Annotated in this window: 22 protein-coding genes and 1 pseudogene; 15 read left to right on the forward strand and 8 right to left on the reverse strand. The window is 72.7% G+C overall.

Features of this window, described 5'->3' with window-relative positions:
- Positions 1–38: 38 nt before the first annotated feature.
- From GPA10_RS23305 to GPA10_RS23345, 9 genes and pseudogenes are all read left to right on the forward strand, one after another.
- A complete protein-coding gene (locus tag GPA10_RS23305) occupies positions 39–497 on the forward strand; it encodes a MarR family winged helix-turn-helix transcriptional regulator (protein WP_157167211.1) in 459 nt (152 codons plus the stop codon).
- Between the two features lie 381 nt (positions 498–878).
- Positions 879–2,156: an extracellular solute-binding protein gene (locus tag GPA10_RS23310; protein WP_157167212.1), complete on the forward strand. Its 1,278-nt coding sequence runs from the start codon at positions 879–881 to the stop codon at positions 2,154–2,156.
- A gap of 2 nt (positions 2,157–2,158) precedes the next feature.
- A complete protein-coding gene (locus GPA10_RS23315) occupies positions 2,159–3,097 on the forward strand; it encodes a carbohydrate ABC transporter permease (protein ID WP_157167213.1) in 939 nt (312 codons plus the stop codon).
- 164 nt (positions 3,098–3,261) lie between these two features.
- The gene (locus GPA10_RS23320) at positions 3,262–4,053 is read left to right on the forward strand and encodes a sugar ABC transporter permease (protein WP_157167356.1); all 792 of its coding nucleotides are present in this window, start codon (positions 3,262–3,264) and stop codon (positions 4,051–4,053) included.
- A 59-nt stretch (positions 4,054–4,112) separates the two neighbouring features.
- Positions 4,113–5,777: a glycoside hydrolase family 13 protein gene (locus GPA10_RS23325; RefSeq protein WP_157167214.1), complete on the forward strand. Its 1,665-nt coding sequence runs from the start codon at positions 4,113–4,115 to the stop codon at positions 5,775–5,777.
- Positions 5,765–6,838, forward strand: coding sequence for a LacI family DNA-binding transcriptional regulator (locus GPA10_RS23330; protein WP_343041245.1), 1,074 nt, complete (start codon positions 5,765–5,767; stop codon positions 6,836–6,838). The genes GPA10_RS23325 and GPA10_RS23330 overlap by 13 nt, the downstream gene beginning before the upstream one ends.
- A 118-nt stretch (positions 6,839–6,956) precedes the next feature.
- Positions 6,957–8,366: pseudogene (locus tag GPA10_RS43425) on the forward strand (alpha-amylase); the annotation flags it as partial.
- A 235-nt stretch (positions 8,367–8,601) separates the two neighbouring features.
- Positions 8,602–10,095: a rhodanese-like domain-containing protein gene (locus tag GPA10_RS23340; RefSeq protein ID WP_343041246.1), complete on the forward strand. Its 1,494-nt coding sequence runs from the start codon at positions 8,602–8,604 to the stop codon at positions 10,093–10,095.
- A complete protein-coding gene (locus GPA10_RS23345; RefSeq protein WP_343041247.1) occupies positions 10,092–10,931 on the forward strand; it encodes a TSUP family transporter in 840 nt (279 codons plus the stop codon). Before GPA10_RS23340 ends, GPA10_RS23345 begins: the two co-directional genes overlap by 4 nt.
- 182 nt (positions 10,932–11,113) lie before the next feature.
- On the opposite strand, the gene GPA10_RS23350 is transcribed toward GPA10_RS23345, so the two are convergent.
- On the reverse strand, positions 11,114–11,395 hold the full coding sequence (locus GPA10_RS23350) for a metal-sensitive transcriptional regulator (protein ID WP_343041248.1): 282 nt from the start codon (positions 11,393–11,395) through the stop codon (positions 11,114–11,116).
- A gap of 87 nt (positions 11,396–11,482) precedes the next feature.
- On the opposite strand from GPA10_RS23350, the gene GPA10_RS23355 reads away from it, so the two are divergent.
- Entirely contained in the window at positions 11,483–12,049 is a 567-nt protein-coding gene (locus tag GPA10_RS23355; RefSeq protein ID WP_058848751.1) for a rhodanese-like domain-containing protein, read from the forward strand.
- 47 nt (positions 12,050–12,096) lie between these two features.
- Here the strand turns inward: GPA10_RS23355 and GPA10_RS23360 are convergent, their stop codons facing one another.
- The 3 genes from GPA10_RS23360 to GPA10_RS23370 form a co-directional block, all read right to left on the reverse strand.
- On the reverse strand, positions 12,097–12,543 hold the full coding sequence (locus GPA10_RS23360; RefSeq protein WP_157167215.1) for a protein-tyrosine phosphatase family protein: 447 nt from the start codon (positions 12,541–12,543) through the stop codon (positions 12,097–12,099).
- A gap of 590 nt (positions 12,544–13,133) precedes the next feature.
- A complete protein-coding gene (locus tag GPA10_RS23365; RefSeq protein WP_157167216.1) occupies positions 13,134–13,970 on the reverse strand; it encodes a thioesterase II family protein in 837 nt (278 codons plus the stop codon).
- A 270-nt stretch (positions 13,971–14,240) separates the two neighbouring features.
- A complete protein-coding gene (locus GPA10_RS23370; RefSeq protein ID WP_058848748.1) occupies positions 14,241–15,257 on the reverse strand; it encodes a DUF5954 family protein in 1,017 nt (338 codons plus the stop codon).
- Positions 15,258–15,423: 166 nt separating this feature from the next.
- Here GPA10_RS23370 and cpt point away from each other — a divergent pair, with 166 nt between their 5' ends.
- Positions 15,424–15,957, forward strand: a complete 534-nt coding sequence (gene cpt, locus GPA10_RS23375) for a chloramphenicol phosphotransferase CPT (RefSeq protein ID WP_343041249.1) — start codon at positions 15,424–15,426, stop codon at positions 15,955–15,957.
- A 39-nt stretch (positions 15,958–15,996) separates the two neighbouring features.
- Here cpt and GPA10_RS23380 read toward each other — a convergent pair whose 3' ends face one another.
- The 3 genes from GPA10_RS23380 to GPA10_RS23390 form a co-directional block, all read right to left on the reverse strand.
- Positions 15,997–16,410 carry a tautomerase family protein gene (locus GPA10_RS23380; RefSeq protein WP_058848746.1) on the reverse strand — a complete coding sequence of 138 codons (414 nt, stop codon included), beginning with the start codon at positions 16,408–16,410 and terminating at the stop codon, positions 15,997–15,999.
- A 100-nt stretch (positions 16,411–16,510) separates the two neighbouring features.
- Positions 16,511–17,242 carry a class I SAM-dependent methyltransferase gene (locus tag GPA10_RS23385; RefSeq protein ID WP_157167217.1) on the reverse strand — a complete coding sequence of 244 codons (732 nt, stop codon included), beginning with the start codon at positions 17,240–17,242 and terminating at the stop codon, positions 16,511–16,513.
- Positions 17,243–17,490: 248 nt separating this feature from the next.
- On the reverse strand, positions 17,491–18,498 hold the full coding sequence (locus GPA10_RS23390) for a GlxA family transcriptional regulator (protein WP_425505811.1): 1,008 nt from the start codon (positions 18,496–18,498) through the stop codon (positions 17,491–17,493).
- 282 nt (positions 18,499–18,780) lie between these two features.
- Between GPA10_RS23390 and GPA10_RS23395 the strand changes: the two genes are divergently transcribed.
- The gene (locus GPA10_RS23395; RefSeq protein ID WP_343041250.1) at positions 18,781–19,692 is read left to right on the forward strand and encodes an NAD(P)-dependent oxidoreductase; all 912 of its coding nucleotides are present in this window, start codon (positions 18,781–18,783) and stop codon (positions 19,690–19,692) included.
- 146 nt (positions 19,693–19,838) lie between these two features.
- Here GPA10_RS23395 and GPA10_RS23400 read toward each other — a convergent pair whose 3' ends face one another.
- Entirely contained in the window at positions 19,839–20,471 is a 633-nt protein-coding gene (locus tag GPA10_RS23400) for an RDD family protein (RefSeq protein ID WP_343041251.1), read from the reverse strand.
- A 600-nt stretch (positions 20,472–21,071) separates the two neighbouring features.
- Between GPA10_RS23400 and GPA10_RS23405 the strand changes: the two genes are divergently transcribed.
- From GPA10_RS23405 to GPA10_RS23415, 3 genes are all read left to right on the forward strand, one after another.
- Positions 21,072–23,300, forward strand: a complete 2,229-nt coding sequence (locus GPA10_RS23405; protein ID WP_058848742.1) for an MMPL family transporter — start codon at positions 21,072–21,074, stop codon at positions 23,298–23,300.
- 215 nt (positions 23,301–23,515) lie between these two features.
- On the forward strand, positions 23,516–25,900 hold the full coding sequence (locus GPA10_RS23410) for a PEP/pyruvate-binding domain-containing protein (RefSeq protein WP_246259612.1): 2,385 nt from the start codon (positions 23,516–23,518) through the stop codon (positions 25,898–25,900).
- Positions 25,897–26,817 (forward strand): hypothetical protein, encoded by a 921-nt coding sequence (locus GPA10_RS23415; RefSeq protein ID WP_343041252.1) that lies wholly within the window; start codon positions 25,897–25,899, stop codon positions 26,815–26,817. Before GPA10_RS23410 ends, GPA10_RS23415 begins: the two co-directional genes overlap by 4 nt.
- The last annotated feature ends 180 nt before the right edge of the window (positions 26,818–26,997 follow it).

Below are 26,997 nucleotides of genomic sequence, written 5' to 3' on the forward strand. Positions count from 1 at the left end.
AATGTTTGAATTTGAACAACAGGCGTACGCTGGCACCCATGGGTGAGGCGAAGTGGCTGAGCGACGACGAGATGGCCGCCTGGCAGGCGTTCCTGACGGCCGGGGCGCTGCTCGACCGGCGCATCGAGGAGCAGCTCAAGTCCGAGGCGGACCTGTCCCATCTGCAGTACGAGGTCCTGGTGCGGCTCTCCGCCGCCGAGGGCGGCGAACTGCGGATGAGTGAGCTCGCCGGTTCCGTCGTCACCACCAAGAGCGGCCTGACGTACCAGATCACCCAGTTGGAGAAGGCGGGCCTGGTCCGCCGCCGCTCCTGCGCCGCCGACGTCCGCGGCGTCTACGCCGTCCTCACCGACGCGGGCCGCGACCGACTGCGCCGGGCGGCCCCCGGTCACCTGGAGGTCGTCCGCGCCCACCTGATCGACGTCCTCGACGACGACCAGCTCAGGTCGCTCCGCGAGGGTCTCGGCGAGGTGGTGCGCAGGCTCAGCGGCGGGTGACCCCCTCGGCGGCGGTTGCCGGCGCCTTGCGCAAGCTTGCAGCAAGGTATCGCCGAGCCTCCCCCGGGCATCGCCCGAACCTCGCCCGAACCTCGACACGCCTCGCCGGACCTCGCCCAGACCTCGACAGGCCTCGCCAAGCCCTGAGGCCTGGCCTCCCAGCCTGGCCATCGGCCATCTGCGATCACCAGGACACGCGCCGGTAACGATCAGCAACTCTTGCAATGCTTCTTGCAGAAAGTTCCCGCAAGGTCTTTCGGGACGTTTGCAACCCTGTTACGTTCCTGCCAACCCGGCGCCGCCTCTGGTGCGGCCGGCAGGAGGCACCTCTTCGTCTCCCGTCATTCCGGGTCATTCCGGGACCAGTTGAAGGAGTTCACGATGCGGCGTGGCATGACGGCCACCGCGCTGGTCGCAGCCCTGGCGATGACAGCGGCAGCGTGCGGCGGCGACGACGGTGACAGCGGCAAGAAGAGCGGCGGCAAGCTCTCCGGGACCGTCACCTTCTGGGACACCTCGAACGACGCCGAGAAGGGCACGTACGAGAAGCTGGCCGAGGGCTTCGAGGAGCTCCACCCCGGCGTCGACGTCAAGTACGTCAGCGTGCCGTTCGGCGAGGCCAACGCCAAGTTCAAGAACGCGGCGGGCGGCAACTCCGGCGCCCCCGACGTGATGCGCACCGAGGTCGCCTGGGTCGCCGACTTCGCGAACCTCGGCTACCTCGCGCCGCTGGAGGGCACCGCCGCGCTCGACAAGGCGGACGACTACCTGCCGCAGGCCGCCGCGAGCACCAGGTTCAAGGGCAAGACGTACGCCGTTCCGCAGACCATCGACACCCTCGGCCTCTTCTACAACAAGAAGATGCTCAAGGACGCCGGCGTCAGCGTGCCCAAGACCTTCGACGAGGTCGGATCGGCCGCCAAGAAGATCAAGTCGAAGTCCGGCAGGACGGGTCTCTACCTGCGCGGCGACGACCCCTACTTCTACCTCCCCTACCTCTACGGAGAGGGCGGTGACCTCCTCGACACCGAGAAGAAGGAGATCACCGTCGACGACGCCGAGGGTGTGGCCGCCTTCGAGGTGATGAAGGGCCTGCTCGACTCCGGGGCCGCCGTCACCGACGCGAGCGACGGCTACAACAACCAGCTCAACGCCTTCAAGGACGGCGACGTCGCGATGGTCCTCGACGGCCCCTGGTCCATCGAGGGCGCCCTCCAGGGCAAGCAGTTCAAGGGCGCGGCGGGCAAGGCCAACCTCGGCGTCGCCCCGGTCCCCGGCGGCAGCGCCCGCCAGGCCTCCCCGCAGGGCGGCTGGAACCTCGCCGCGTACGCGGGCTCCAAGAACCTCGACGCCTCCTACGAGTTCATCAAGTACATGAGTTCCGCGAAGGTGCAGCAGCAGACCACCGAGAAGCTCAGCCTGCTGCCCACCCGCACCTCCGTCTACGACGTCAAGTCCGTCAAGGACAACCAGATGGTCCAGTTCTTCAAGCCTGCCGTCGACAAGTCGGTGCAGCGGCCCTGGATCCCCGAGGCCAACTCCCTCTTCGAGCCCGTCCGGCTCCAGATGGAGAAGGTCCTGAGCGGCCGCACGTCCCCCGAGGACGGCGCGAACGGCATCGGTGACGCCTACCGCAAGCTCCTGAAGGACTACAAGTAGGCATGGCACCGCACCCCGGCCGCCTGCGCAGGGCACTGAGCACCCACTGGTACGCCTGGGCCATGGTCGCCCCGGTCGTCGCCGTCATCGGCGTGATCGTCGGCTATCCGCTGGTGCGCGGCATGTATCTGTCGACGACGAACGCCGACGAGGCGAACGTCGAGCGCACCATCGGCGTCAACCACATCCCGGCGACGTACGAGTCGGTGGGCCTCGACAACTACCGGGCCATCCTCGACGACGGCGTCTTCTGGGACCGGCTGACCTGGACCGTCGTCTGGACGGTGTCCTGCGTGGGCCTGTCGTTCGTCATCGGCCTCGCCCTCGCGAACATGCTCAACCGCAAGCTGAGGGGCCGCTCCTTCTACCGGATGGCGCTCATCCTGCCCTGGGCGGTGCCGGCCTTCGTCTCCGTGTTCACCTGGCGGCTGCTCTTCAACGAGAAGAAGGGAGTCCTCAACAAGATCCTCGCCGGCGGCGGCATCGACGCGATCCCCTGGCTCAACGACCCCACCTGGGCGAAGATCTCGGTGATCACCGTCAACGTCTGGCTGGGCGTGCCGTTCATGCTGGTCGCCATGCTCGGCGGCCTCCAGTCCATCCCCGGCGAGCTGTACGAGGCCGCGGAGATGGACGGCGCGAGCGCCTGGCAGCGCTTCCGCCACATCACGCTGCCCGGTCTGCGCACGGTCAGCAGCACCGTGGTCCTGATCAGCGCCATCTGGACGTTCAACATGTTCCCGGTGATCTTCCTGCTCACCCGGGGCGGTCCGGGCGACGCCACCGAGATCCTGGTGACGTACGCCTACCGGCTCTCGTTCGTCGTCAGCCCCCGAGACTTCGCGGGATCCGCCGCCTGGGGCGTGCTCATCCTGCTGCTCCTCTCGCTCTTCGCGGTGGTCTACCGCCGCGCGCTCCGCAAGCAAGGAGAGGTGTGGTGAACCCCGTGACCTCTACGAACTCTGCGACCTCCGCGACCTCCGCGACCTCTGCGACCTCCGTGACGAAGGGCTCGGCCACCGCGACCCCGCCCACCGGGAGCCCGGCACCGGCCAAACCCCGGACGCGCCCCCGCGGCGAACGCGGACCGCTCGCCTCCGTCGCCCTGCACACCACCCTCCTGATCGCCGCTGCCGTCGCGGTGCTGCCCCCGCTGTGGCTGCTCATCACCTCGTTCAAGCCGAAGAGCGAGGCGTTCTCCACGGCGGTCGTGAAGGACTTCACCCTCGGCAACTACGACCACGTCGTCAACGACACCGAGTTCCTGAGCTGGGTCGGCAACTCCCTGTTCGTGGTGGGCCTGACCACCGTGATCGGGGTCTTCATCTCGGCGACGACCGGCTACGCGGTGAGCCGCTTCCGGTTCCCCGGCATGCGGCCCCTGATGTGGCTGCTCCTCATCACGCAGATGTTCCCGGTCGCCGTCCTGATCGTGCCGCTGTACAACCTGCTCGCGGGCTTCGGCCTCCTGAACCAGCCCATGGGGCTCGTCCTGACCTACCTCACCATCGCGGTGCCGTTCTCCGCGTGGATGATGAAGGGGTACTTCGACACCATCCCGGTGGAGATCGACGAGGCGGGCCGCGTCGACGGCCTCAACCCGTTCGGCACCTTCTGGCGGCTCGTCGTCCCGCTGGCCAAGCCCGGCCTCGCCGTCACCGGCTTCTACAGCTTCATCACCGGCTGGGCCGAGGTCGCCTACGCCTCCGCGTTCATGACGGGCGAGGAGAACCTCACCCTGGCGGGCGGCCTGCAGACCTTCGTCAACCAGTACACCAGCGACTGGGGTTCGCTGACGGCCGCGGCCGTGATCGTGGCGGTGCCCGCCGCGGTGATCTTCGGATTCGTCCAGCGCCATCTGGTCTCCGGCCTCACCGCCGGCGCGACGAAGTCCTGACGCCCCGCGTCCCCTCCGCACCGCCGACCCGCCCACAGACACGACTCCACAGGGAACACATGACCCAGCATCTCGCTGACCCTGCCGCCCCCGGCTCCGCCACGCGTACGGACTGGTGGCGCGACGCGGTCATCTACCAGGTCTATCCGCGCAGCTTCGCCGACGGCAACGGCGACGGCATGGGCGACCTGGAGGGCGTCCGGGCCCGCCTGCCGCACCTGAAGGACCTCGGCGTCGACGCCGTCTGGCTCAGCCCCTTCTACGCCTCGCCCCAGGCCGACGCCGGCTACGACGTCGCCGACTACCGCGCGATCGACCCGATGTTCGGCACGCTCCTGGACGCCGACGCGGTGATCAGGGACGCCCACGACCTGGGCCTGCGCGTCATCGTGGACCTGGTGCCCAACCACTCGTCGGACCGGCACGACTGGTTCCGGCGGGCCCTCCACGACGGCCCCGGCTCCCCGCTGCGCGACCGCTACCACTTCCGTCCCGGCAAGGGCACGGACGGCGAACTGCCGCCCAACGACTGGGAGTCCATCTTCGGAGGCCCCGCCTGGACCCGCACCACCGACCCCGACGGCAGCCCCGGCGACTGGTACCTGCACCTGTTCGCCCCCGAACAGCCCGACTTCGACTGGGACCACCCCGCCGTACGCGACGAGTTCCGCTCCATCCTGCGCTTCTGGCTGGACATGGGCGTCGACGGCTTCCGCGTGGACGTCGCCCACGGCCTGGTCAAGGCGGCGGGGCTGCCCGACATCGGCCACCACGACCAGCTCAAGCTGCTCGGCAACGACACCATGCCGTTCTTCGACCAGGACGGCGTGCACGAGATCTACCGCAGCTGGCGCCAGGTGCTCGGCGAGTACGCGGGCGACCGGATCCTGGTCGCCGAGGCCTGGACGCCCACCGTCGAGCGCACCGCCCACTACGTGCGCCCCGACGAGATGCACCAGGCCTTCAACTTCCAGTACCTGGGCACGCACTGGGACGCCGCCGAGCTGCGCGAGGTCGTCGACGGCTCGCTCGCCGCCATGCGGCCCGTGGGCGCGCCCGCCACCTGGGTGCTCTCCAACCACGACGTCACCCGGCACGCGACGCGCTTCGCCAACCCGCCGGGGCTCGGCACCCAGCTCCGCACGCCCGGCGACCGGGCGCTCGGCCTGCGCCGCGCCCGCGCCGCGAGCCTGCTGATGCTGGCGCTGCCCGGCTCCGCGTACCTCTACCAGGGCGAGGAGCTCGGCCTGCCCGACGTCACCGACCTGCCCGACGAGGCCCGCCAGGACCCCTCCTTCCACCGGGCCGAGGGGCAGGACGGGTTCCGTGACGGCTGCCGGGTGCCGATCCCGTGGACCGTCGACGGGCCCTCGTACGGGTTCGGGGCGGGCGGGAGCTGGCTGCCGCAGCCCGCGGGCTGGGGTGGGCTGAGCGTCCAGGCGCAGACCGGCGACCCCGCCTCCACCCTGGAGCTCTACCGCGCGGCCCTGCGGGTGCGCCGCGAGCAGCCGGGCCTCGGCGCGGGCGACGCGCTGGAGTGGACCGCCGCGCCCGAGGGTGTCCTCTCCTTCCGCCGCGAGGGCTTCGCGTGCACCGCCAACACCACCGGAGCCGCGGTGCGCCTGCCGGTGCCCGGCCGCATGCTGCTCGCCAGCGGTCCCGTCGAGACGGCCGACGGCCATGTGGAACTGCCCGCCGACACGACCGTCTGGTGGGCGGTGTGACGACCTCCGCGCCGCGGGACGCCGACCGCGGCGCCCCGCGGCTCGCGGACATCGCCGCGCAGGCACAGGTCAGCGAGGCCACGGCGAGCCGCGTCCTGAACGGCAAGGCGGGGGTCGCCGCGGCCACGCGGCGGCGCGTCCTCGCCGCGCTCGACGTCCTCGGCTACGAACGCCCACTGCGGCTGAGACGGCGCAGCGCGGGCCTGGTGGGCCTCGTGATCCCCGAGCTGACCAACCCGATCTTCCCGGCGTTCGCGCAGGTCGTGGAGCAGGTGCTCGCCGGGCACGGCTACACGCCCATGCTCTGTACGCAGATGCCGGGCGGCGCCACCGAGGACGAGCTGGTGGAGCAGTTGGAGGAGCGCGGCGTCAGCGGCATCGTGTTCCTCTCCGGGCTGCACGCCGACGCGACGGCCGACCCCGCGCGCTATCTCGCGCTCGCGGGCCGCGGCGTGCCGTTCGTCCTCATCAACGGTTACCACCCGCACATCCCCGTCTCCTTCGTCTCGCCCGACGACCGGGCCGCCGCGCGGATGGCGGTGCGCCACCTCGCCGACCTCGGCCACGAACGGATCGGCCTCGCCGTCGGCCCGACCCGCTACGTCCCCTCGCGGCGCAAGACGGAGGGCTTCGTGGCGGCGCTGCGCGACCACGTCGGCCTGCCGGAGGGGGAGGCCGAACGGCTCGTGCAGCGCACGCTGTTCACCGTCGAGGGCGGGCACGCCGCCGCGAGCGCGCTGCTCGACCGGGGCTGCACCGCCGTGGTGTGCGGCAGCGACATGATGGCGCTGGGCGCCGTCCGCGCCGCCCGCGAGCGCGGCCTCGCCGTGCCGGGCGACGTGTCCGTCGTGGGCTTCGACGACTCGCCGCTGATCGCGTTCACGGACCCGCCGCTGACCACCGTGCGCCAGCCGGTGCAGGCGATGGCGTCGGCCGCCGTCGGCGCGCTCATGGAGGAGATCGCCGGGAATCCGGTGCAGCGCACCGAGTTCGTCTTCCAGCCGGAGCTGGTCGTACGGGGCTCGACGGCTCAGGCACGCCGCGGCGCGACGGGGCGCTGAGGCCCAACTGCCGGGCGTGTGCGAAGGGTTGACCCCGGTGGTTGACGGTCGTACGGTCTCCGAAATCTCTGTTGCAAGCTTTCTGCAACTTCCTTCAGGAGGCCCCGTGACATCCCGCGTGACATCCCGGAGAAGCCCCTCGCGCCGTGCCCGCGTCGCCGCCACGACCCTCGCCCTGCTCGCCGCGACCGGAGGCAGCCTGGTCGGGACGGCCCCGGGGGCCGCCGCCGCCCCGCCCGGCACCAAGGACGTCACCGCCGTGCTCTTCGAGTGGAGGTTCAGCTCGGTGGCCAGGGAGTGCACGGACCGGCTCGGCCCCGACGGCTACGGGTACGTCCAGGTGTCACCGCCCCAGGAACACGTCCAGGGCGGGCAGTGGTGGACCTCGTACCAGCCCGTGAGCTACAGGATCGCCGGTCGGCTCGGTGACCGCGCCGCCTTCGAGGACATGGTCGACACCTGCCACGCGGCGGGCGTGAAGGTCGTCGTCGACACGGTGATCAACCACATGGCGGCAGGCGACGGCACCGGCACCGGCGGCACTCCGTACACCAAGTACGGCTACCCCGGGATCTACACACGGCCCGACCTGGACAACTGCACCACGACGATCGGCGACTACCGGGACCGCCGCGACGTCCAGGAGTGCGAACTCGTCGGCCTCGCCGACCTCGACACCGGCGAGGACCGCGTACGCGGCCGCATCGCCTCCTACATGAACGACCTGCTCTCCCTCGGCGCAGACGGCTTCCGCGTGGACGCCGCCAAGCACATGGCCGCGGCCGACCTGAAGGACATCAAGTCACGCCTCAGCGACCCGAACGCCTACTGGAAACAGGAAGCCATCTTCGGCGCGGGCGAGGCGGTGTCCCCGGACGAGTACCTCGGCACCGGCGACGTCCAGGAGTTCCGCTACGCCCGTGACCTCAAGCGCGTCTTCACCGCCGAGAAGCTCGCGTACCTGAAGAACTACGGTGAGGGCTGGGCCTATCTGCCCGCGGGCAGGTCCGCCGTGTTCGTCGCCAACCACGACACCGAACGCGGCGGCGACACCCTCACCTACAAGGACGGCGCGAGCCACACGCTCGCCCATGTCTTCATGCTGGCCTGGCCCTACGGCGCCCCCGACGTGCACTCCGGCTACGAGTTCACCGACCGCGACGCGGGTCCGCCGGGCGGCGGCCGGGTGAACGCCTGCTACCGCGACGGCTGGAAGTGCCAGCACGCCTGGCCCGAGGTCAGGAGCATGGTGGAACTGCGCAACACCGCGCACGGCGCGCCCGTGACGAACTGGTGGGACAACGGCAACGACGCCATCGCCTTCGGCCGCGGCACCAAGGCGTACGTCCTCGTCAACCACGAGGGCACGGCCCTGAACCGCACGTTCCAGACCTCCCTGCCGGCCGGCGGCTACTGCGACGTGCAGAGCGGCCGGGCCGTCACCGTCGACGGTGACGGCCGCTTCACGGCGTCCGTCGCGTCCGGCACCGCCCTCGCGCTGCACACCGGCGCGCGGCGCTCCGCTGGATGCGCCGGATGAGGACGTCCTGCGCCCAGAGGCCGGCTGTGGCTGGTCGCGCAGTTCCCCGCGCCCCTTCGGGGCGCTGTGGTCGCGGTGTTCAAGCGCGGCGGCTGACGGACACCTCGGCAGGGCGCGCGCCGCACGGTTTCCGGCCAATGTGTGCCGGCGGGCGGCGTCGAAAATACCCCGCCGGGTATTCGGCTGGGAGGGGGGTACCAGCCCCCGGGAGAGGAGCGAAGCCGTGTTCTTCGTCGACACCGTCGAGACCACCGGCCTCGGCAACCGCAGCTACCTCGCCGGCGGCACGGACACCGCCGTGGCCGTCGATCCGCCGCGCGACATCGACCGGGTCCTGGCCGCGGCGCACCGGCGCGGGGTCCGGATCGCGTACGTGGCGGAGACCCACGTCCACAACGACTACGTGAGCGGCGCCCTCGACCTCGCCCGGATCACCGGCGCCCGCTGCCTCGTGCCCGCGGGCGCCGGGGTGTCGTTCCCGCACACGCCGGTCGCCGACGGGGACACGGTGACCGTAGATGGGGGTGCCGGGGGTGCCGGGGGAGCCGGGGAAGCTGAGGGAGCGCGGGGTCCCGGAGGTACCGGCGGCCCCGGGGGCTCCGGAGGTGGCGGGGGCGCTCCGGGTGTGGAGCTGCGGGCCCTCGCGACGCCGGGGCACACCCCGCACCACACCTCGTACGTCCTGACGCACGGTGGCAGCGCCGTCGCCGCGTTCACCGGCGGCTCGCTGCTCATCGGCACGGTGGGGCGGCCCGACCTGGTCGAGCCCCGGCTCACCGAGTCGCTGGCCCGCGCCCAGCACGCCTCCGCGCACCGGCTGGCGCGGGAACTGGACGACGCCGTTCCCGTCCTGCCCACGCACGGCTTCGGCAGCTTCTGCTCCGCGACGCGGTCCGAGGGCGAGTCGACCACCATCGGTGCCGAGCGGGCGGCCAACGCCGCGCTCACCCAGGACGTGGACGCGTTCGTGACCGGCCTCCTCGCGGGCCTGGACGACGTGCCCGCCTACTACGCCCACATGGGCCCGGCCAACGCCGCAGGACCCGCGCCCGTCGACCTGACCCCGCCGCGGCCCGCCGACGCCGGGGAGGTCGCGGCGCGGCTCGCCGCCGGGGAGTGGGTGGTGGACCTGCGCGGCCGGGTGGCGTTCGCCGCCGGACATCTGGCGGGCAGCCTCAACTTCGAGGGCGACGGCAAGCTCGCCACCTATCTGGCCTGGTTGATCCCGTGGGGCAAACCGGTCACGCTGCTCGCCGCGACGGCGGACGAACTCGCCTCCGCGCAACGGGAACTGGTGCGGGTCGGCATCGACCGTCCGGCGGCGGCCGCGACCGGCGGGCCCGCGTCCTGGGCGCGTGCGGGCGAGCCGCTCGGCTTCTTCCCGCGCGGTACGTTCACCGATCTCGCCGCGGCCCGCAAGGAACGGGACGACGTGGTGGTCCTCGACGTGCGCCGCGCCACCGAGCGCGCGACCGCGCACATCGAGGGATCCGCGCATCTGCCCCTCCACACCCTGTACGGGCGCGAGGCCGGGGTGCCGGACGGGACGGTGTGGGTGCACTGCGGCAGCGGTCTGCGCGCGACCGTCGCGGCGTCGCTGCTCGCCGCCGTCGGCCGTGACGTCGTCCTGGTCGACGACGTCTTCGAACCGGAGGCGACGGCCCGCGCGGGACTCCCCGTCGTCGACGGCGACGGCCGCCCCCACGCCCCGGCGTGAGCCACCTCGTCCTCGCCCTGGTCGCCGGGGGCGTGGTCGGTCTCGCGCTCGGCGCCCTCGGCGGGGGCGGCAGCATGCTCGCCGTCCCCGCGCTGGTCTATCTGCTCGGCTTCACCCCGGCGGCGGCCACCACCGCGAGCCTCCTGATCGTGGCCGCCACCTCGGCCACCGCGCTGTACGCCCACGCCCGCTCGGGGCGCGTGCGCTGGCGCGCGGGCGCGCTGTTCGCCGCGGCCGGTGTGGTCCCCGCGGCGGCGGCCGGAGCGGCGGCGGGGCGGCTGCCCCAGCCCGCCCTGACCGCGGCGTTCGCCGCCGTCGCGGCGCTGGCGGGGGCGCGGATGCTGCAAGGGCAAGGGCAAGGGCAAGGGCAAGGGCAAGGGCAAGGGCAAGGGCAAGGGCAAGGGCAGGTGGCGGGGGAGTCGGGGTCGGGGCCGGGGGAGCGGCGCGTCGCCGTGCGCCCGGTGCGGGCCGTCGGGGCCGGTGCCGGGCTCGGCGCGCTCACGGGGCTGCTCGGCGTCGGCGGCGGCTTCCTCGTCGTGCCCGCCCTGGTGACCGTGCTGGCCTTCGGGATGCGGGCGGCGACGGGAACGAGCCTCCTCGTCATCATGGTCAACGCGCTGGCGTCCCTGGCCACCCGCGGTGGGACGACGGCCGGGCTCGACTGGGCGGTGATCGCACCGTTCACCGGCGCGGCGATCCTCGCGGCCTGGGACGGCGAACGGCTCGCGGCCAAGGTCTCCGGAGCCGGGCTGCGGCGGGCCTTCGCGGTCGCGCTGCTCGTGGTGGCGACGCTGATGGCCGCGGACGCGGTGGTGCGGAGCGGGGTGCGGGGGTGAGCGGGCGAGCCTGTCCACGGCTGCCCGCCCTCACCCCGCGTCACGCTTGCGCTCACCCCCCACGGACCGCCCGCGCCCCCCGCGTACGGAGCGCCCGCACACGCTCACGGACCGCGTCCCCGCGTACGGAGCGCCCGCGTACGCGCACGGACCGCACGTACACTCACGGACCGCGCACACGCTCAAGCCAAGGACAGGAACAGCTTCTCCAAGCGGGCCCGCATCCGCTCCCGGTCGCCGCTCTCGGCCAGCCCGGTGTCGGTGAGGCAGTGCTGAAGGCCCGTCGCGATGATCGCGAACCCGGCCTTGTCCAAGGCCCGCGACGCGGCGGCCAGTTGGGTGACGACGTCCTCGCAGTCCCGGCCCTCCTCGATCATCTTGATCACTCCGTTGATCTGGCCCTGGGCCCGGCGCAGCCGGTTGACCGCCGTCCTGAGTTCGTCGGCCGCCATCGTCAGTTCCACTGTCGCTCCGTTGTTCGCTCCGGTCCGTATACCCCTGTGGGTATCGTAGGGGCAGTGGTGCACCTATCAACCGAAGGAGGAGCGCCCGTGCCGACCCCCACCGCGCTGACCGCCGACCAAGCCCGCGCACGCCTGTCCGAGCTGTACGTCGTCGACGTCCGCACGCCCGGTGAGTTCGCCTCCGGCCATCTGCCCGGCGCCCACAACATCCCCCTGGGGCGCCTCGCCGAGGCCCTGCCCGCCCTGAAGGCCGCCGCGACCCGCGGCGACCTGCTGATGGTGTGCGCGTCCGGCACCCGCTCCGCCCAGGCCTGCGCGACCCTGGCCGGGCACGGTGTGCCCGCGGTCACGCTGGCCGGCGGCACCTCGGGCTGGACCGGACGCGGCTACGACGTCGAACGCCCCGCGGGCGGCCGTGCGGTGTGGGCGATGGAACGCCAGGTCCGTCTCGCCGCGGGCTCCCTCGTCCTCGTCGGCCTCGCCCTCGGCCTGCTGTGGCCCTGGGCCCTGTGGCTGTCCGCCGCGATCGCCGGCGGCCTGGTCTTCTCCGCGCTCACCGACACCTGCGGCATGGCGCGCGTCCTCGGGATGCTCCCGCACAACCGGCCCCGGGACGCCGACCTGCGCGGCACGCTCGCCACCCTGGCGGACTGAGCGGACCGACAAGTGCCGCGCCCGCGCGATGACGGGCGGCCGCCGTCTCAGCCGGCGGGAGCGTCGGCGGGGAAGCCGCGGACGTAGCGGCGCTGCCACGGAGTCTCCACGGCACGGCGGTGGTAGTGCGCGCGGACATAGCCGACGGCTTCGTCGGCGGGCACGCCGTCGAGGACGGCGAGACAGGCCAGGGCCGTCCCCGTGCGTCCGTATCCGCCGCCGCAGGCGATCTCCACGCGCTCAGCCGCGGACCGGGCCCAGGCCTCGCCGAGGAGCCTGCGCGCCTCCTGCCGGTCGGTGGGCAGCCGGAAGTCGGGCCAGCGCAGCCATCGCGCCTGCCAGGCGACGGCGGGCGGCGGCTTGCCCTGGAGGTACACGGCGAACAGGGGCTCGGGGCCCGGCGGCAGCGGTCGGCGCAGCCCCCGGCCACGCACCAGGCGGCCGGAGGGCAGCCGCAGGACGCCCTCGGCGTCCGCACTCCAGGTATCGGCCATGGGGGCACCCTACGGCCGGGCGCGGCGGGCGCAACGGCGTTGCGCCGTGGGCGTAGCCACTGCGTCCGGGGTGCCCGGCGTACGCCGACGGGTCGAAGCGGCGTACGCCTACGGGAGCAGCCGGCGTACGCCGGTGCGCGCTCCCGCTGGACACCGATGGCTGCACCCGCCCGTAAGACGCCGAACGCTGCCACGCCCTTTGAGGCACGGGAGGCTTCAACAGACCGCGGAACATCGGAGACTTCATCCGCGCGCAGAACAATGGCCATCGATTCCTCGCCGATAATCACCAGGTTCTAACGGAATCTTGACTTCGGCAGGGCATATTGACAGACATGACAACCATGGTTCCTGTCTGCCCGTACTGCGGCCGGGTGGAATGCATCTGTCCGGCGGTGGCCGGTATCGCGACGGCGCGCAGTGAGCCGCGCCGCGCGGACACCGCCTCTGCGACGGGGGCGTACGGCCCCGTCGGCCTCGTGTTCAGCAACCCCGTGTTCAGCACGCCGACGCCGACCGCAGCGAGGAGGACGGGTTCGCTCATGACCGCCGCGCGGTGACCGGTGCCGCCCCGGTGCCGGCGCGGACGTTCAGCCGGCCCGGGTGCCGAACATCGCGGATACGATCGGCTCCGCCTGTTCGGCCAGATAGAAGTGGTCGCCGGGCAGCACCTGGGACGTGAAGGCGCCGGTGGTGGCCTCGCGCCACGCCTCCACGTCCTCCGGACCCATCTCGGGGTCCTCGTCACCGGTGAAGACACCGAGGGGGCAGCGCAGCCGGGCCGTGAGGTCCGGGGTGTAGGTCTCGATGAGGCGGTAGTCGGCGCGTATCGGCGGCAGCACGATCTCGCGCATGTCGGGGTCGTCGAGGAGCTGCGGGTCGGTGCCGCCCATCTCCTTGATCTCGTCGACGAACAGGTCCTCCGGCAGCAGGTGGATCGTCCCAGGATGCTGGCGGCTCGGCCCCTGCCGACCGGAGGCGAAGACGTGCCGGGGCGCCGGACCCGGTCCCGCCTCCAGGCGCAGCGCCGTCTCCCAGGCGAGCGCGGCACCCATGCTGTGGCCGAAGAAGATCAGTTCTCGACCGGGGCGAAGGCCGGCCCTGAGCACGGCGGTGACGGCGTCGGCCAGCTCCGTCATCGTCCCGATGGGCCGCTCCGCGAACCGGTCCTGGCGCCCCGGGTACTGCACCGCGATCAGCTCCACGTCCAGCGGCACCAACTGCGCCCACGGAGCGAAGAACGAAGCGGTGCCACCCGCGTGCGGGAAGCACACCAGCGTGGTCCGCGCGCCCGGACGCGGCTTGGGGCGGCGCAGCCAGCGGTCGGGGGACGAGGCCGGTCCGGCCCCGGCGTGCGGGGACGTCGTCTTCGGTTCGGTGGTCATCAGCACTCCGTCGAGCAGGTAGGCGGCCGGGCCGCGTTTCATGGGGTCGCCAGCGCGACGCAACCAGAAACCGGGCAAGTGCCGCAACCTGGAACGACGGTTCGAGCCGCGCACCTCATCGCTGTCCGCTGCCCCGCGTTGTCCGCTACCCCGCTCCGACGCCGCGTACGCACGATGTCCGGTCACCCGGACGCGAAGGCCGCGATCGGCGTGGGAGGAAGTCCCGGTGGCGGGGAAACCCCGGTGGCAGGGAAGCCCCGGTGGCGGGGAATCGCCGGTGACGGGCACCCCCCGGTCGTCGTGGTGGTGGCCTCAGGCGTCGTAGTGGATGACGCCGTCCTCGTCCATCGTCGGGTGCAGCTTCATCGGTTCCGTCGTCTCGACGTCCGAGGGGCGGGCCGCCTCGGGGCCGTCGGCGCCGATCCTGACCATGCGCTCCACCCGGCAGACGCGGAAGCACCGGTCGCGCACCGTCACCTCGTTCGCGCGGCCCGCCGCCTTGAACTCGGCGGCGGCACGGGCGAAGTCGGCGCGCTCGTCGTCGTCGTACTCGTGCACCAGGGGCCAGATCTCCGTCATGCCGTGCACGAGGAGGCGGCGCGCGTCGTGCGGGGTCGGCATCAGCGCGCCCCGCGGCCGCCACCGCTCGCCCTTGCGCTCCGCCACACCGAACGTGACGGGCAGCAGCACCACCTCCGGATAGTCCCGCACGGCCCGCTCGGAGTCCTCCCGGAACGCCGCGGGGAAATGGCCTCCGGTGTACGTGAAGCCGCGCAGCGCGATCCGCAGCGCGCCCGCCATCAGACCCCCGGCACGGGCCGGGTCGAGTGCGAAGCCCTCGTCGTGGGAGGACGGGGACGGCCGGTCGTCCCAGGACGCGTGCGCCGGTTCGGGATCGGTCGGGCGCGGCGGCTCCAGGCCGTCCGCGCCGGCCCGTGCGAACTCGTCGCCGCGGATGACGCGGTAGCGCGTGCCGAGCACGGTGAGCTCGTCGACCGGCTCGCGTTCGAGCCGGGCCACGGACGCCAGCAGGGCGCACCGCTGCTCCCGGTCGTCGACGGAGTCCTTCGCCATGAACCACAGCAGCGAGTTGAGGCCGTCCCGGGCCTGCTGGGGTGTGCCCTCCATGACGTCGCCGAGCAGCCGCCAGGGCTCGTCTCCCCCGGCCGCCCGGCTGGCGAGACCGAAGACGGGGCCGCGTACGGCGAGTTGCGGGTAGCGGTACGAGGCGTCCACCGCGTCGGCCTCGCTGACCCACGCCGCCGGGTCGTCGCGGCGGACGAGTTCGCTGTGCAGCGCGTCGATCTGCCGCTTCCAGTCATCAGGCATGTGCGCATTGTCGCCAGCCGCGCACCGTCGGCAGCGGTCGCGTCACGCAAGAGCATGACGAAGTCCCCGAAGTCGGGACGGGCGGCGCGGACGTGCCCTATAGGGCCACACCGAGCCCCACGGAAATCCAGGAGCCCTCGCGGTCCCGCGCGCCTACTGTGGCGTCGTGCGCACTCAATTGATCGTTCTGAACGGCGGTTCCAGCTCGGGGAAGTCCGGCATCGCCCGGTGTCTTCAGGCCGAGCTTTCCGAGCCGTGGCTCAGCCTCGGCGTCGACACCTTCGTGGCCGCGCTGCCCGCCGCGATGCAGGCGTCGGACGCGGGCATCGAGTTCGCCGACGACGGAGCGGTGACCGTCGGGGAGGAGTTCCGCACCCTGGAGGCGGCCTGGATCGAGGGGGTCGCCGCGATGGCGCGGGCGGGCGCGCGAGTGATCGTGGACGAGGTGTTCCTCGGCGGCGCCCGGTCGCAGGGGCGCTGGCGGCGCGCCCTGGAGGGCGTGCCCGTGCTGTGGGTCGGCGTGCGGTGCGAGGCGGGGGTCGCCGCGGGGCGCGAGACCGCCCGCGGCGACCGCATCACGGGCATGGCCGCGAAGCAGGCGGACCTGGTCCACCAGGGCGTGCGGTACGACGTGGAGGTCGACACCGCGCAGCACGAGGCGCTCGCGTGCGCCAGGACCATCGCGGCCCACGTCGAGTGAGCTCCGGGTCCGCTCAGGCCCCGCCGGGTCCGGGTCCGCTCAGGCCCCGCCAGGGGCATCCGGCCCCGGCGAACCGGCGTACTGCGCGACGCCGTCGCCGAGCGACCAGTCGATCGACTCGTTCTCGGTGACGGTGACGAACACGTTCCGCGGCTCGGTGCCCGCGTACTCCTCGGCGAGTTCGGCGATGCGCCGGTAGAGCGCCTGCTTCACGCCGGGCGTGCGGCCCGCGCGCATCGTGATCGCCACGTACACGATGCCGCTGTCCCGGTGCACGCCGAGATAGTCGTCGTAGCGCAGGGTGCTGCGGCTGCCGTCGTGACCGGTCAGCACCTGGAACCGGTCGTCGGCCGGGATGCCGACCGTCTCCACCAGGGCGTCGTGGACGGCACGGCCGAGCGCGTCGAGACGGCCGCTGTCGGCCTCCCAGGCGTCGATGCGGACGAACGGCATGGCGAGAGTCCTCCCGGTTGGTTGAGGGGTTCCCTGACGCGTGGTTGAGGGATTCCCTGACGCGAGTGCGTACATACTAGTAGGTACATTCCATGAGAGGTCATCCGCCTCTGGTGAACAAGGCCGTCCACAGGAACGGCTCGCCGAAGTGCTCCGCGTCCGACGGCTCGTCGTGCATGCGGCGCAGCTCGACCTCGGTCAGGTCGGCGAAGATCGCGCGCAGGGACTCCGGGGTGTAGGCGAGGCCGCCCTGGAGCCCGGACGTGCGGTAGAAGTCCGCGTCCGGGAGTTCCGAACCCATGCCGCCCGCCGCGAAGCAGGTGAGCGCGAAGTGGCCGCCGGGCGCCAGGACCCTTTCCAGGAGCGCGAGGTAGCTGATGCGGCGGTGCGGCGGCAGGTGGTGGAAGCAGCCCGAGTCGTACACCAGGTCGTAGGGCCCGTCGAGGACCGCGGGGCCGAGGGCGAACGCGTCGCCGAGGTGGAAGCGGATGTCCGCGCCCGCGTCGCGGGCGCGTTCCCCGGCCCAGGCGAGCGCGGCCGGTGACACGTCGACGGCGTCCACGTCGAAGCCGTGCGCGGCGAGGTGCAGGGCGTTGCGGCCAGGGCCGCATCCGAGGTCGAGGGCGCGTCCCGGCGTGACCAGGCCGCGTGCGAGGTAGGAGGCGAGGCTCTCGTCGGGCTTCGCCGCGAAGAACGGCACCGGCTTGGACCGGTCGGTGTAGAACCCGTCCCACCAGTTCGCCGCGTCCGCCGTCCACCGGTCGGCGCCCGGCGCGAACAGGCCGTCGAGCAGGTCGAGGACATCGTCGACCGTGCGTATGTTCCGGTCCATCAGAACCCCTTTCACGAGCGGCCGACACTAGCGTCGCGGCTGGTGAAAGCCCAGGCCAGAGGGGGTGCGGAGAGGGCTTGTGCGGGTGTGTGCGCCGTGTGCGGAGGGGGCGCCGGGCAGGTTGCTCGTCCTGCCCGCCTTCGGGCGTGCGGGCCCCCGCCGGAGGCCGGGACGGGGGCAGCGTGGGCGTCGCCGGAGCGGGTTTTCCGAGGATTTTCGCGTGGGGTCCGCGCAACTCTCCGGTGGGATCACGCGGACCGCGTCGACGGCACCTCCGGCACGTCCGGAGCGGACCGCGGGAAGGCCCGGCGGTAGTCGCTCGGGGACACGCCGACCTGCTTGAGGAAGTGGTGCCGGAGGTTGTTCGCCGTGCCGAGGCCGCTCAGTTCGCCGATCTTCTCGACCGGCAGGTCCGTGGACTCCAGGAGGCTCTGGGCGCGGGCCAGGCGCTGGTTGAGGAGCCACTGGAGCGGGGTCGTACCGGTGGCGGCCTGGATCCTGCGGTGGAGCGTGCGCGGGCTCAGCATCGCGCGCCGCGCCAGGTCCGCCACCGTCAGGGGCTGGTCGAGGCGCTCGCGCGCCCACTGCAGGACGGGGCCGAGGCCCGCGTCGTCCGTGACCGGCACCGACAGGTCGATGAACTGGGCCTGTCCGCCCGGCCGGTGCGCGGGCACCACCATGCGGCGGGCGAGCTGGTTGGCGACGTGCGCGCCGAGGTCGCGGCGGACCAGGTGCAGGCACAGGTCGAGGCCCGCGGTCAGGCCCGCGCTGGTCAGCACGTCGCCGTCGTCCACGTACAGGACCGAGTCGTCGACCTGGACGCGCGGGTGGCGGGCGGCGAGCTGCGCGGTGTGCTGCCAGTGCGCGGTGGCCCGGCGCCCGTCGAGCAGACCCGCCTCCGCCAGGGCGAACGCGCCGTTGCACAGGGACACCATGCGCGCGCCCGCCGCGTGGGCCGCGCGCAGCGCGTCGACCAGGCCGGGCGGCAGCGGCGCGCCCTCCTCGACGCAGGCGTCGGGCACCGAAGGCACGACGACCGTGTCCGCGCCCACCAGGTCGTCCAGGCCGTACCGGGTGCGCACCGAGAGGCCGAACGGCTCCTCCGCCGCGTCCGCCCCCGGCGAGCCGGTGCCGCACAGCCGCAACTCGTACCAGGGGTCCGCCAGATCCGGCTGCGGCTTGCCGAACACCGTGCACGGAATGCTCAGTTCGTACAGGTCCCAGGAGGGAACCCCGATCTTCTCGGTCACGACCACCGCGACGGAACCAGCGCTCATACGGCGAGAGTACGGCGCCCGCGGGACCCACCTGGCAGGAATTTGGTGGTCGCCGTCAACCGTGTCACTGTCCGGGCCGTCTGCGCGTTGCGAAGGTGGTTCTCACGCGAACGACGCGATCAGTCGTCGTCGGGCCACCGGACCACCGGGCCACCGGGCCACCGGACCACCTGGTCACAGGACCACCTGGTCACGGCACCACCCGGTCACAAGGTCACCGGATCACCGAGGAGCAAGGACGCAGTGAACACCGTGAACACCGTGAACGCAGCCAATGGGACCGCCGCACCGAACGCCGGACGTGTGCCCGTGACCGTGATCGGGCTCGGCAACATGGGCTCGGCCCTGGCCGCCGCCTTCCTGGACCGCGGCCACCCGACCACGGTGTGGAACCGCTCGCCCGAGAAGGCGAAGGCGCTCGCCGAGCGCGGCGCGCACGTGGCCGCGACGCCGGAAGAGGCCGTGGCCGCGGCCGAGTTGGTGATCGCCTGCGTGCTCGACTACGACGCGCTGCACACCGTCGTCGACCCGGTCGCCGCGCGGCTCGCGGGCCGCACGCTGGTGAACGCGACCTCAGGATCGCCGGAGCAGGCCAGGGAGTTCGAGGGCTGGGCGGACGCCCACGACGTGGCCTACCTCGACGGCGCCGTCATGACGACGCCGCCCGGCGTCGGCAACCCGGACATGATGTTCCTGTACAGCGGCTCGGAGCAGGCCTTCGAGACGTACAGGGGCGCCCTGGAGGTGCTCGGCGACCCGCTGTACCTCGGCGCCGATCCGGGAGTGGCCTCGCTGTACGACGCGGCGCTGCTCGGCGTGATGTGGTCGACGTTCACCGGCTGGCTGCACGGCACCGCGCTGGTCGGCGCCGACGGGGTGGCGGCCACCGACTTCACGGAGCTGGCGAACCGCTGGCTCGGGGGCGCGGTGCACTCCTTCCTCACGCGGTACGCGGGGCAGGTGGACGAGGGCCGCTATCCCGGCGACGACGCGACCGTCGACGTACAGATCGCCACCATCGACCACCTCATCCACGCGGCGGCCGACCGGGGCGTCGACAACGCGCTGCCGGAGCTCCTGAAGTCCACCATGGAGCGGACCAGGGACGCGGGACACGGCGGGGACAGCTACGCGAGCGTGATCGAGGTCATGCGTGGGAGTACGCGGGTCTGAACACGGCCTCGAAGGACCCTGCGCGCCCCCGAACGACTCCGGGAGTCCTTGAACGACTCCACCGGGAGTCCTTGAACGACGAGTCCCTGAACGCCCGGCGCGCTCCACGGCGCGCCGGGCTCACCGCCGTTCGGCGGCAGGGCCTCTCACCAGCCCGTGAGGTCCGGCTGAGGCGGAAGGGCAGGCTCCGGGGGTGCTGTCGGCAGCCCGGCGAAGGCCACCGCCGCCACTGTCGTGCCTGCCATCCGGTCCGCGAGGGAACGGGAGGACGGGGACAGCACGGGAACGGCGTTGAAGACGAACAGGGTGACCGCCGCGAGCCAGCACACGACGGACAGGAAGATCCAGCCCTGCACCAGCATGCAGCACGCGAGTGCGTAGACACCGACGTCGGTGGTCGTGGTGACCGCCGCGCGCAGCGCCGAGCGCGGCCCCGACCGGGGCGTGACGCGCAGCCCCAACAGGGCCTTGCCGAGGGTCCTCCCGGCGAAGTGCAGCGTGAGCCACTGGTACAGGAAGGTGAGGACGACCAGGGCGAGGAAGCCCTGCTGGACATAGCCGACGGCGTCCTGCCACAGCGAGTCGACGAGGTCGTCGGCGGCGCCCTTGGCGTCGCCTCTGGACGTGAGGAACTCCCAACTGCCCTTCGCCACCAGCTCCGGCACGTCCGTGAGGAGCGCGGCGATGCGGTGGAAGGTCAGGGCGGCGATGAGCCAGCCGACCGCGACCACCAACCCGAAGTCGAAGAGCCAGGCGCCGGCGCGGCGTAACTTCGGCACAGATGTTCCCCCATACTGCTTCCCCCCGGTCCGACAGCAGCACGGTAGCAACCCCGGCGCACCGCCACACGGTTCTTCCGGGACGCCCGCTTCCGGACACCGCCGGTTTCCGTGACGCGACGGCGACGGTGCGTCATCGCGGACATGGGGTGCGCGGGCGAGCCCCTACGGGGTGCCTCGTCCTTCTCTACGGCGGACGACGACGAGGCCGCGGGTCACGGCTGGTGCCCGTATCGTCCCGGTTCTGTGACCGGAGGTGCGTCATGTGTCCCGAATGAAGACGAATTGCGGGCTAGTTGGCGCTACGAGACAGAGGTCACACCCGTCACGGGCGGCTGGTACATGAGACCTACACCCATTCCTCGGGTCTCCTACCCGAGGATGAGTCCGCTCCCGCGGGACTACACCGGTCGTGGGCCGATAGTCCGGCCCGCAGTCTGACTTACGTGCCGGAAGCGACCGTCACGATGGAGAGGATCCTGACGACCTGTACCGGCGACCCGCAGTGAACGCCGACGGGACGTCCGTATCCCGTGCACCGCTTTCACGTTCCGCACGTCTCAACAGTCCTGCCCCATCCCGACGGGAGTCTCCTTCGCCGTGGCTACGTTCCTCTACAAACTGGGCCGTCTCGCCTTCAGACGGCGCTGGTGGATGGCGCTCATATGGGTCGCCCTCTTCATCGGCGCGGGCGTCGCTGCGTCAACGGCTCCCAAGCCTCCCGCCGACACCTTCTCCATGCCCGGCACGGAGTCCCAGAAGGCCTTCGACCTGCTCGACGAGCGGTTCCCGGAGACCAGTGCCGACGGTGCCACCGCCCGCGTGGTGGTCCGCGCCCCCGAGGGCGAGAAGATCAGCTCCGCCAAGAACAAGGCGACGGTCGAGAAGCTGGTCGACCGCCTCGGCAAGGCCGAGAAGGTCTCCAAGGTCGACGACCCCTTCAAGGCGGGCACGGTCAGCAAGGACGGCACCACCGCCTACGCGACCGTGTCCTACAAGGTCACCGGCACCGAGCTGAGCGACGAGAACAAGGACGCGCTCACCGAGACCCTCGAGGACACCCGCAAGCAGGGGCTGACCGTCGAGGCCGGTGGTGACGCCGTTCCCACCGAGCAGCAGATGGGCGGCAGCGCCGAGATGATCGGCATCGCGGTCTCCGCGGTCGTCCTGATCATCACCTTCGCCTCGCTGATCGCCGCGGGCATGCCGATCCTCACCGCGCTCATCGGCGTCGGCATCGGCATCTCCAGCATCACCGCGCTCGGCTCCACCCTGGAGCTGTCCAGCACCACCTCGACGCTCGCCATGATGATCGGCCTCGCGGTCGGCATCGACTACGCGCTGTTCATCGTCTCGCGCTACCGCGCCGAACGGGCGGACGGACGCACACCGGAGGACGCGGCGGGCCGCGCCGTCGGCACCGCGGGCTCCGCCGTGGTCTTCGCCGGACTCACCGTCGTCGTCGCCCTCTCCGGCCTCGCCGTCGTGAACATCCCGATCCTCACCAAGATGGGTCTCGCCGCGGCCGGCACGGTCGTGATCGCCGTCTTCATCGCGCTGACCCTCATCCCCGCCCTGCTCGGCTTCGCGCCCCGCAGGACGCTGCGCCGCAAGGACCGCAAGAAGCCCGTCGGCGTCCCCTTCAACGACCCGAACGCCAAGCCCAAGCTCGGCACCCGCTGGGCCCGCTTCGTGCTGCGCCGCCCGCTGATCGTCCTGGTCTTCGCCGTCGTCGGTCTCGGCGTCGTGGCCGCCCCGGCCGCCAAGCTGGAGCTCGGCCTGCCCGACGAGGGCACGTACGCGGTGGACACCACGCAGCGCAAGGCGTACGACATGCTGTCGGACTCCTTCGGCAAGGGCTTCAACGGCCCGCTGACCGTCGTCGTCGACAAGGACAAGGGCGCCGGGGCCGCCGCCAAGGACGTCGCCAAGACGCTCAAGAAGTTCGACGGCGTCGTCAACGTCACCCCGGCCGCTCCGAACAAGGCCGACAACGCGGCGATCATGACGGCCGTACCGTCGACGGGACCGAGCGCCGCCGAGACGGAGAAGCTGGTCAAGAAGATCCGTTCGGGCCTCGGCGACGTCGAGGGCAAGACCGGCTCCGAGGTCCTGATCACCGGCCAGACGGCCATGACCATCGACTTCTCGCAGACCCTCGACGACGCGCTGATCCCGTACCTGGCCCTCGTCGTCGGCCTGGCCTTCCTGCTCCTGATGCTGGTGTTCCGCTCCATCCTCGTCCCGCTGAAGGCGGCCCTCGGCTTCCTGCTCTCGGTGCTCGCGGCGCTCGGCGCGGTGGTCGCGGTCTTCCAGCAGGGCCACCTCGCCGACGTGTTCGGCGTCGACCAGCCCGGCCCGATCATGAGCATGATGCCGATCTTCATGATCGGTGTGGTCTTCGGTCTGGCCATGGACTACGAAGTGTTCCTCGTGACGCGTATGCGTGAGGCGTACGTCCACGGCGAGCGCCCGGGGGAGGCCATCGTCACCGGCTTCACCCACGGCGGACGCGTGGTCGCCGCCGCCGCGGTCATCATGATCAGCGTCTTCTCCGGCTTCATCATGGAGGACGACGACATGATCAAGATGATGGGCTTCGGTCTCGCGGCCGCCGTCCTCTTCGACGCCTTCGTCGTCCGCATGGCGATCGTGCCCGCGGTGCTCGCGCTCCTCGGCAAGTCCGCCTGGTGGCTGCCGCGCTGGCTGAACGCGCTGCTGCCCAACGTGGACGTGGAGGGCGAGAAGCTGCACAAGCAGCTCGGCGACGTGAACGGCGGAGCGGCGCCGTACTCCGACCCGGAGCGGGAGCTTCAGCGCGTGCGCTGACCTCCTCCCTCCTCCTCGCTGACGCTGTCCGGCTGACTCCGTTCAGCCGGTTCCGTCCCGGCGACGGCCCGGTGACCTCACGGTCACCGGGCCGTCGTGCGTTGTCAGGATTTGGGCTCGATTCGTCTGTTCGCGATGTCAACTTGGCCGTGATGACAGGCGTCCGTGCTAAGGGCTGGACGGTTTTCCGTCCCGGTCGCGCGGAGGAGGTCGCCATGCCCGAAGTCGACGCGGACCGGCTCGCGGTGCTCGCCCTGGACAACCGACGGGCCAGGGACGCCGGGATCGCCGGTGCGAAAGCCGCCAACCTGGCGCGGGCCGCCGCAGCGGGCCTGCCCGTCCTGCCCGGGTTCGTCGTCGTCCCCGCCGGGGCGGCGACCGGAGCCCCCTGCGGCGAGGACGCCCTGCGACGCGCCTGGAGCGCGGTGAGCGAGAACGGCGGGCGCCCGCTCGTCGTGCGCTCCTCCTCCGTGCACGAGGACGGCGCCGAGTCGTCCCTCGCGGGACTCTTCGAGACGGTCCTCGACGTACGCGGCTGGGACGCGTTCCTGACGGCGGTGCGGCGGGTCCTGCGCTCCGCCCGCCGGGCGACCGTGGCAGCGGGCCCTGGCGCCGGGGGGTCCGGTGCTGCGGTGTCCGGTGCCGGGGGGTCCGGCGCTGCGGGGGCTGGTGCCGTGGGGGCTGGTGCCGTGGGGACCGGGGGGTCTCCCCGGGGCCCTGCCGCGGGCGCCGCCGCCGCGGACATGGCCGTCCTCGTCCAGCCCATGGTGCACGCCACCGCGGGCGGTGTGCTGTTCGGTGCGGACCCGCTCGCGGGGCGCCGCGACCGGCTGCTCGTCAGCGCCGTGCGCGGCGGCCCCGACCGGCTCGTCGACGGCAGCGTCCAGGGCATCCGCTACCACCTCACGCGGAAGGCCCGCCTCGTGCACACCGAACCCGGCGAGCCGCGCGCCGCCCGCCTGCTCGACCACCGGCGGCTGCGGAGTCTGGTACGCCTCGCGCGCCTCGCGGAACGGGAGTTCGGCGGCCCGCAGGACATCGAGTTCGGCTTCGACGCCGACGACCGCCTCTGGCTGTTCCAGGCCCGCCCCATCACCGCCATGCCCGTCGCACCGCCCCGCCGGGCCCGGCTGCTCGGCCCCGGCCCGGTCGCCGAGACCTTCCCCGGTGTGCTGCAACCGCTGGAGGAGGACCTGTGGCTGGCCCCCATGTCGTACGGCCTGACGGTCGCCCTGGACGTCACGGGCTCGGCCCCGCGCGCCGCCCTGCGCCGCCTACCCGTCGTCACGACCGTCGACGGCCGCGCCGCCGCCGACCTGCGGCTCCTCGGCGCCGCACCCCCGCTCCGCCGGTCCCGCGCCCTGCTCGCCTCCCTCAACCCGGCCCCGGGCGGACGCCGCGCGGCGGCGGCCTGGCGCACCGGCAGGCTGCGTTCCGCCCTGCCCCTGCTCGCCGTCGACCTGATGGCCGACGTGGACCGGTGCCTGAGCGAACTGCCGCGCCCCGAGGAGATGCTGAGCGGACGGCTGTTCGCCGCGATCTCCTGGGGCCGTACGGTCCTCGGCGCGCTGCACGCACAGGAGTCCCTGGCCGGGGCACTGCTGCCGGACGACTCCGGCGCCACCGCCGTCGGCGAGGCCCTGGCCGTGCTGTCCGAGACGGGCGCGGGCGCGACGGACGACGCGCGCCTGATAGCCAGGCACCCGGTGCTGCTCTCCCTGCTGCCGCCGTCGCTCGGCCCGCGCGCACCGCTGCCCGCGCGCACGGCCTGGGCCGGGGTACCGCGCGGCACGGGCGCGCTCCCGGCCCGCGAGGGGCTGCGGCTGCGGGTCCGCTGGGTGCAGGAGATGCAGGCAGGCATGGTCCACGAGATCGCGGCCCGCCTCGTGGCAGCCGGGCTCGTCGACGCCCCCGCCCGCGTCCCGCTGCTGCGCTGGCACGAGCTGACGGCGGCGAGCGACGGCGCGGCCCTGCCCGCCGACCTCCCCGCACGGCGGCCCCGGCCGCCGTGCCCCGCGCTGCCCGCCGCGTTCCGCCTCGCCGCCGGGCGCCCCGTACCCGAACCGGACCGGCGCGGCACGGCGGGCACCGGGCAGGGCGCGGGCGGCGGCTTCGGTTCGGGCACCGCCTGGCACGGCGCGGGCGACCGGCCCCGGTACGCGGTCCTGGTCGTCCGCACCCTCGACCCCGCCCTCGCACCGCAGTTGCCCGGCCTCACCGGCCTGGTCGCCGAGACCGGCAGTGTGCTCTCCCACCTGGCCGTGCTGGCCCGCGAGTACCGGGTGCCCACGGTCGTGGGCGTACCCGACGCCCTCGACCGCTTCCCCGAAGGCACCCGGATGTCCGTGGACGGGGGCACGGGAGCGGTGGAGAAGGTACGGGTGACGGCTGTCGCCGAGGCGGCCGGCGACGACGACGGCGGCGCGCCGGGCGCATCGGAGGCACCAGACGCGCCGGGCAGGCCGGATGCACCGGGTAGGCCGGGCGCACCGGGTAGGCCGGATGCACCGGGCAGGCCGGGCGTACCGGGCAGGCCGGGCGCGCCGGGCGCATTGGATGCCTCACGCCGTCCCGGCCGCCGGCAGGGGATGGCCTCGTGAAGTACGTCAGCTACCTCCTCGGCGGGCTCACCGCCGCCGCGGCCGCCGCGTACAGCGTGGTCTACCTCACCCGCTGGGAGTGGCAGCGCGCCCTCATCTGCGGAGTACTGCTCCTGGTGGTCGAGGGCCTGCTGGTGTGCGCGCTGCTCCTGCACCGCATCGGCCGCCTCGAACGCCGGATCGCGGACGCCGACGAACGCACCGACGAGGTCCGGCGGCGGCTCACGGAGGCGCGCGCGGAGCAGGGCGTGCGGTTCCGCTGGCTGGAGCCGCACGGCCCGGACGGAGCCCACCGCACCTATGTGTTCGTACCGGTCCTGATGGCGGCCGGAGTGCTCCTCTCCGGTGTCGCGTGGGTCGTGCAGAAGATCTCGGCGGCCACCGCGAGGCCCGGCGCCGAGCGCAGGCTCGCCGGACGGCTCACCCGGCTGACCGCGCCGCCGCACGACCTCCGGGGCCGGGTGCCGGACCTGGAGGCCACCCCGCCCGTGCCGCCGCCCCGCACCCTGCGGGCGGTCGTCGTGACCGCGGTGGTCGCGGCCTCGGGGCTGCTGCTCGCCCTCCTCGTCGGCACGCTGTCCGACGCCACCCAGACCCGGCCGGGGAAGCGGTCCGCCTCGGCGGCGACCACCGTCGTCTACCAGGTCGAGGTGCACGGCACCGCCGACGCCGATGCCCGCGCCCTCGCGGCACGCGAGCTGTGGGAACGGTGCCGCCGGTCCACCGCCGTCCTCAACGTCCGTGCCCCGCTGACCCGGTTGAGCCCGGACGTCTGGGCCGGAGTGATACGTCCCGCCCTCTCCGACCACGACGTGATGCGGCTCCGCGGCTGTCTCGTCGACGCGACGGCGCACCGCACCCGCGCGAAGGTCCTCGGCGAGAGCCAGGAACGGCCGACGGTGCGCCGGGCAGGCTGACCACTCGCAACCACCGTTGTTCCCCCGGGTGTTGGCGATGACGGAGTGCCTGGTGGGAGGCCCGGACCCGGTCGCCGGGGCCCGCGGGCGCCGCTACTCTGGAAGGCGTCTGTGCGTATGTGTCCGCGCGTTGCCGCGCCGCCTTCGCGTCGTCTGCGCGCTCCGCCGCCGTGCGGCCCG

The organism is Streptomyces typhae (assembly GCF_009755605.1).
GTDB lineage: Bacteria > Actinomycetota > Actinomycetes > Streptomycetales > Streptomycetaceae > Streptomyces > Streptomyces typhae.